Source organism: Veillonella sp. 20925_1_51 (genome assembly GCF_041431445.1).
GTDB lineage: Bacteria > Bacillota > Negativicutes > Veillonellales > Veillonellaceae > Veillonella > Veillonella nakazawae.
This window is the reverse complement of the sequence record NZ_JAPVXT010000010.1, coordinates 33,018-39,893: the sequence shown is the minus strand read 5'-3', so window position 1 is coordinate 39,893 and position 6,876 is coordinate 33,018. Positions and strand designations below refer to the sequence as shown.

At 36.3% G+C, this 6,876-nt stretch carries 6 protein-coding genes; all 6 read right to left on the bottom strand.

Annotated features, from left to right (window positions below):
* Positions 1-147 precede the first annotated feature (147 nt).
* Positions 148-684, bottom strand: a complete 537-nt coding sequence (locus O3607_RS09235; RefSeq protein WP_119206384.1) for a flavin reductase — start codon at positions 682-684, stop codon at positions 148-150.
* A 21-nt stretch (positions 685-705) separates the two neighbouring features.
* The gene (locus O3607_RS09230) at positions 706-1,299 is read right to left on the bottom strand and encodes a hypothetical protein (RefSeq protein ID WP_371443756.1); all 594 of its coding nucleotides are present in this window, start codon (positions 1,297-1,299) and stop codon (positions 706-708) included.
* A 483-nt stretch (positions 1,300-1,782) separates the two neighbouring features.
* Positions 1,783-3,039, bottom strand: coding sequence for a hypothetical protein (locus O3607_RS09225; protein ID WP_371443755.1), 1,257 nt, complete (start codon positions 3,037-3,039; stop codon positions 1,783-1,785).
* Between the two features lie 1,102 nt (positions 3,040-4,141).
* Positions 4,142-4,711: a hypothetical protein gene (locus tag O3607_RS09220; RefSeq protein WP_314362831.1), complete on the bottom strand. Its 570-nt coding sequence runs from the start codon at positions 4,709-4,711 to the stop codon at positions 4,142-4,144.
* A gap of 8 nt (positions 4,712-4,719) precedes the next feature.
* On the bottom strand, positions 4,720-5,292 hold the full coding sequence (locus O3607_RS09215; protein ID WP_287533792.1) for a hypothetical protein: 573 nt from the start codon (positions 5,290-5,292) through the stop codon (positions 4,720-4,722).
* Between the two features lie 35 nt (positions 5,293-5,327).
* Positions 5,328-6,584, bottom strand: a complete 1,257-nt coding sequence (locus O3607_RS09210) for a hypothetical protein (RefSeq protein ID WP_371443754.1) — start codon at positions 6,582-6,584, stop codon at positions 5,328-5,330.
* Between the last annotated feature and the right edge of the window lie 292 nt (positions 6,585-6,876).

The window sequence follows — 6,876 nt, the reverse complement described above, 5'->3', positions numbered from 1 at the left end:
CAAACAGCCAGTACTGCAAATCGCAATACTGGCTGTTTTTATATCTCATTATTTCTTTATAAGTATATATTTATCTCAGATACAGCATTCACAGTACTCCAAAGAATTGAAAATTGAATGCACATCCTCATTTGTTACGTGAACAAACTAGCCCTCTATAGCCTCAAGTACTTCGCCGATGTACATATAATGTGGTTCCCAACGATCATGACCAATTTGAGTATAGGCAGTAGGGTTTGCTGCATAATATTCCTTTATTTTATCTGCCAAATGAGCTTCATCGAATTGGTGTTCATATAACTTTTTACATACAAATGTTAAATCTGCTTCTTTGAAGGTCACTCCATCACCGACTGCCACTGGTGTTAAACCAGAATTGGCAACCTTATCTTCATCGCGACCAGAATGAGAGCCTAAATAGCCAAGAGCCTTACGCTGGCTGTTAGGGAATAAGCTAACTGTAAAAGTATCGTATTTCGCCATGAATTCTTGAGTATAGCGAGCTGGATGAATGTACACAGTCACGGTAGATATATCATTGCCAAGCATGCCCCACATGTTACCCATACTGCCCCAACTAACTGTACACGTATTAAAATCATCAAGCGTACCCGCTGTAACAAGAGCCCAACGTTCCTCAAACATGGTAAACGCCTTATAATCTTTTGTTTCAAATGCTTTCATAATAACCTCCGAACATAGAATTTAATTAACAATAACCTCATCAAAATGTTCCTTATATACTTCATAATACACTGCATCAGCGATATCGTAAAACTCTTTATTTAGAGAATCTTTCACAACGGGTCTGCGCAGAAAGGCCCCACGATTGATAGGCCGAGGCGTTCCATCAAAGCCAAAGCGACTGATTTCCTCTTCATCGCGCATAATACCTGGATTAGACCACATATCTTCATTCATATCCATATTCGCACCCGCATCAGTATTAATCGCCGTTTTCCCTTGCTGTTGCGCCCGATAGACCTTACTAGCTGCTGAATTGCTACTATCATAGGTGAAAGTCATGTCCTTAACGGTAATCACTTTCTCATCATTCCACTGATACGCTTTATATACCGTCGCCTTGATTGTATAAATAGGCGGCTCAAAACCGATTACTTTCACCGTATTCACGTCAATATAGGACGCGCCACGCTCGTCTACACTAGGAATATCCGACACAAACTGAGATACCTGCTTAAACTGTGGCTGAGACGTGAGCTCCTCAATCGTAACTGCTTGGGCTGGAATGGTGAAAGCTAGCATAAGCCCTAGCGTTATTAAAAATCGATGTAACATATATTCTCTCATCTTTCTAAACTTTTACAAAATAGACTAATAATTTATCAATGGAATACTTAAAACTGTAAAGACAGAGATTAAGATATACACTACAAGACATAGTTTTAGCAAAAGCAATAAACTGCCAAATAGGACTTTATAGATAGGTGCTTCTTGTTTCTTGGATCGTATCCAGTCTTTAATTTTATAATATATTTTTGGTTTGTTAAAAGCTGGCGATAATCGCTTACACCATAAAACAAGCCACAGAATACAACATATATTACCAAAGAGAAAGAATAGAAATAGACCGAAATGCTCCAATGAATATACTTTTAATACATAAATATAATAGAGTAGCTGAGTAAAGGTCTCTACAAAGTTAATCCATAGATAAATAAGATAAGCCTTAAACAAAAGCACTAATATAATTTTGATGTACTTGAGTATACTCATTGCCTCTCTCCTATCTAATATCATAAAACTTAAAAACAAAATTTCTTATTGAGTTAATATTCTAATCCACTCCATATACCACGGATTAAAGATTGGATCCGCATCAAGCTTCTTTTTATGGCTATTACTTACACGCCATTGAGGTGCCTTTCGTAAACTTTTAATATTATCAAAATCTACATACTCAACCATATCACGCAATTGTTTATGCTTATACGAAGATTTGCTTTCATCATAATCAATGCGATAACTATAATAATATTCAGAATCCTTTGTATAATGGCGCAAATAGGACTCACCATTAGGTTTGTATCGATCAATTAAGAATCCTGGAAGTCCATTATTCCAAACTGTTGCATACTGTGTAGGAGCCTCAAGGTCACCATATTTATTCAAAAAAGATAAAATTTGTTTTCTTGCCAAGCTTCTATCAGAAAATTTAGGGTCTATTTTATATCGTAAAACCCGAATCTTAATCCCTGCATCTTCATAAGTACGAACCTCATATTTATTATCTTCTATAGCTTCGCTCACGAGCTTAGCCGTTTTAGGAATACGATAACTAAAATTATCCCAATGTTTAACATGGCTATAATTGTCTAACCCAGATAAAGGTTCAATAGATGGAATAATATAATTACTCATTACTACTTCAGCTATTTTATCTTGGAATGGTTCCTTCACATCACCACCTCCAAGATATGTAATTCCATAAGTAGTGTTCGTATTCTTAGGCGTAAACTCTGTATACATTACATGTGTCTTGGCTTTAAGGATTTTCCAAGATGCATTTTCTAAGCCTGGATATGTATAGATACCTTCATTGTGCATACGTTTACTAAATTCTTTACCATGTGGTGGCCCCACCATTAAGATGCTTGTAAAGCCACGAACTACAAATAAAGAGCCCTTACTCGATTTAGATTCAACCGTATCTCCCCGCAAGCTGATATTTGGTACAGATAAACGGATATTCTGCTTTCCTTCATGAAGTAAGATAACAGTAGATTGTGAGAATTCTGCCAGCTTATAAGGCTTAACAATATCTGGTTTTGCCTTAAAAATCTTATAGTTATCTGCTTTCGGCTCCTCCTCCAAGCTCTGTACTTCCACGCTAAAGGCTTCAGCTTCTTTTTGGGCATTTTCATTAATATGGGAATAATTTTCATACGCATTAGCAGGAATGCTCGCCTCTGCCCCTGGTACAGGTGGTTGTCCTGCTGGCACTTCGATTTGTACAGCACTTACATTCATGGTGAAAGCAGTAGCTAGTGCCATCATAATTATACTTTTACGTAACATAAAACCCTCTTTTTTCTCTCACATTACAACAAAATAAGCACAACCTTATTAGCATAAGTATACTATGCAAACAAGACTGTGCCTATTATTAATGATTTTATATTTTAGTATGTATAAGTTTTGTGTATATATTTAGTATTGATAAGGTTTATCTCAATTTGACGATATATATCTTTATCCCTATAATATAAGTAGATAGTCAGACGAGTCGCAACGTCAGGCGCATCTCTAAAAACAGAAAATCTTGAGAAATGGCCTTTCAGTTATCGAATCATCTAAGATAACGAAGGGCTATTTGTCTTTTCCAAGACAAATAAGCGCTATTAATGCCCCAAAGGCAATAACGACAGTTATTACCTGTAATAAGAGCATGATTATTTCATAATCACTCATAGGCTTATCCCTCCCTTCGATGACGAAGAGAGGCCCAACCTCATCTGACTATCCTAAGTCTATTATAGAACGAACTAATATACGATACAATAAGTATTATATTATATAAATATACGAATAAACTAATAAAAGCCGAGCTAATTCTAAATATGAATAGCTTGGCTTTTACATTGTGTAAATAGGTTTAGAGCGTATCAGAAATAAAATATGCGTGTTCAAAAGCTTTCAAGAGCTAACGAAATATCAATCCAAGAATCATAAGTAGAGGCATAACTAATATAACACCAACCAAAATAAAACCAGCTAAAACAGCCATAGTGCCATACGTTATTAGACATAACTTTATTAAAAAATCTATACAACTATATATACACATACCCATGGTAGATTGTTCTTTTAAAGAAATGAACCATGCTTTCACTCTATAATACATTTTCGGTTTATCAAACACAGGATATAGTTTCTCATACCATAAAATTACCCATGGTAAAACCCAAATATTCCCAAAGCAAAAAATCAATACCGGCACATAATCTCTTAATGGATATGCTTCTAATACATATCGATCGTACAGTAATGTATAAATCCACCAAATAGAGGATCCCCAAATAAGTAAAAGCACAAACTTTAACAGAAACAAAAAAATAAGTTTAATCATCAATCTAAGTCTATCCTCGATTCTGACCATTCTAATACTATCAATAATTTATTATGTCTCATCGTCATAAGCTATGCCATATGCTTTTTTATACATCAAATTAGGCAATTTATATTTTTCATCACCAAAATCAGCAGGTAGAATCATAGCTTTTAGGTTTTCTGCATACACACGTTGTTGACGAATTTGTCCATCATTATAATAGGTACCGCCATCATTAACGGTTCCAGTGATTCCTGAGTTCCCTTGTTTTGTACGCCAAATAGAGATATACGGTATCTTATTGCCTTGTTTTAAAGCTTGATCATGAGCATTAATTAAATGGCGCAAAGAACGATCCATTTGGTAATCGTATTGTACTGAAAGTCCTTGAATCATATTAGCAGCAGGCATAGAAACATAGATGACCGCTTCGATACGACGATGACCATTCGGTGCCGATACAGGCTTAACAGATGAAAGGTCCAAATATTTTCCATCCCCTCGTCCAGAGTCAGCACTCGAATCGATGTGCTCAAATCGCTCTGAGTTTAATAAGTCAGCCTGTGCTACGGCTTGACCTTTCATAGGCAATACGAGGCAGGCTAATAACCATAGTGAAAGTAAATATATGCGTTTCATCGTCCACCTCACTGTACAACAATATCATCAAAATACTGCTGATAGGCAGCCATAAACATAGCCTCTGCTATACCATACATAATGGTATTATTTCGCTTGAGTGGGAACTTGCGCATATCATTTCGATACTGCATTTGCTGTGCTGCCCCATCGAATGAATATTTTGCCACAGCTACGTCCACTAGAGATAAGCCAGATTTACTTTCACTAGCCTCAATCAAAGCCAACGTAGACGGGCTTGGATTCATCATATGAGACGAATGGATTAAGGTAGCTAGAGAATAGTTTGTATCATAATCCACAGTAAGTTGTTTCTCTTCAATCGTAGATTGGTAATCTGTATCTATTACGACATAATAGGTACCACGCAAAGAATATTGTGGGGGTGCATAATGAGTCGCCTCAATAGAATAGGTGTTCAAATAGATATATAAACCACCGCGCTCCATCGTAGGATTCATCGCCTGAACATGAACTAATTTGAACTGTGGCGATGTCTGTAATTCTTGTAATGTGATTGCCTCTGTGGGCATGGTGAAAGCCAGCAATACAAGGACTAGCATTAAAATACGTTGAACCATAAAAACCTCTCTCAAACTAAATAGTCAAATACAGCTTATTTACTTAACAGCTTAACCCATTCCATATACCATGGAATAAAGATTGAACTATTTTCAAGCCGCTCCTTATATGTCCCTTCTTCTCGCCATTGTGGCTCTTTACGTAATCTTGCAGCATCATCAAAGCCTACGTATTCAATCATATCTCTTAGCTGTTTATGTGTATAAGACGTTTTACTTTCATCATAATTAATACGATAACTGTAATAGTATACAGAATCTTTCACAACATGACGAAGATAGGATTCACGATTGGGCTTATAGGCATCAACTAAAGAACCAGGAATTCCATTATTCCACACTACGGCGTACTGTGTAGGTGTTTCTAAATCATTATATTTATGTAAATAATATATTATTGGAACCTTAATCAGCGTGTTATCTGTCTCTTTGCTCATAATTGCGCTACGTATTACCCGTATTTTAACCCCTGTATCCTCATAAGTTCTCACCTCATGTCTCTCATTTTCTACGGCTTCACTGACTAACTTAGCCGTCTTAGGAATGCGATAGTGAAAGTTCCCCCAATGCTCAATCTGACTGTAATTATCTAATCTAGATAAGGATTCTATGGATGGAATAATATAATTACTCATCACCACTTCAGGTGCTTGATCTTGATATGGATCTTCTGTATTAACCCATCCCCCATAAGTAACTCCATACGTTGTCTTTGTATCATCCGGAGTGAATTCCGTATACATTATACGAGAATTGTTTGACATGAACTTCCAAGATGCATTCCTCAACCCTGGATAATTATATTTTCCTTCACCTTCAGCATATTTACTAAGCTCTTTACCATGAGGTGGTCCTACTACTAAAAACGAACTGAGACTACGAACAGCAAATAATGGCCCTTTTCCAGGCTCAGTTTCTATCACATCACCACGGAAGCTAACATTTGGTACGGATAATCTGATATTTTTATCCCCTTCATGAATCAATACCACTGTAGACTGCGAATAATCTGCAAGCTCCAAAGCCTTAGAAAAACCAGGATGTTCCAGATTTAGCTTATCAAGCGTAGATGGCGGATTTTTAGGATTCGATTTTGCAAATTGACTATATGACTCTGCCTCTTGCTCCGCTACTTTATTAATATGCCGATAATTCTCATACGCATTGGCAGGAATTCTCGCATCGGCCCCAGGCACAGGTGGCTGTCCTTTTGGCACTTCGATCTGCACAGCACTTACATTTATGGTGAAAGCAGTTGCTACTGCCATCATAATTACACTTTTACGTAACATAAAACCCTCTCTTTTTCTTCTCTCACATTACAACAAAATAAGCACAACCTTATTAGCATAAGTATACTATGCAAATAAGACTGTGCCTATTATTAATAATTTTATAATTTAGTATATATGAGTTACTTCTAATTGATATTTATAAGATTGATATTTATAAGGTTTATCTCCATTTGACGATATATATCTTTATCCCTATAATATAAGTAGATAGTCAGACGAGTAGTGACGTCAGGCTCATCTCTAAATCAGTAAAAAATTAGGAAATGGCCTTTCTGTTTACTTAGCTACC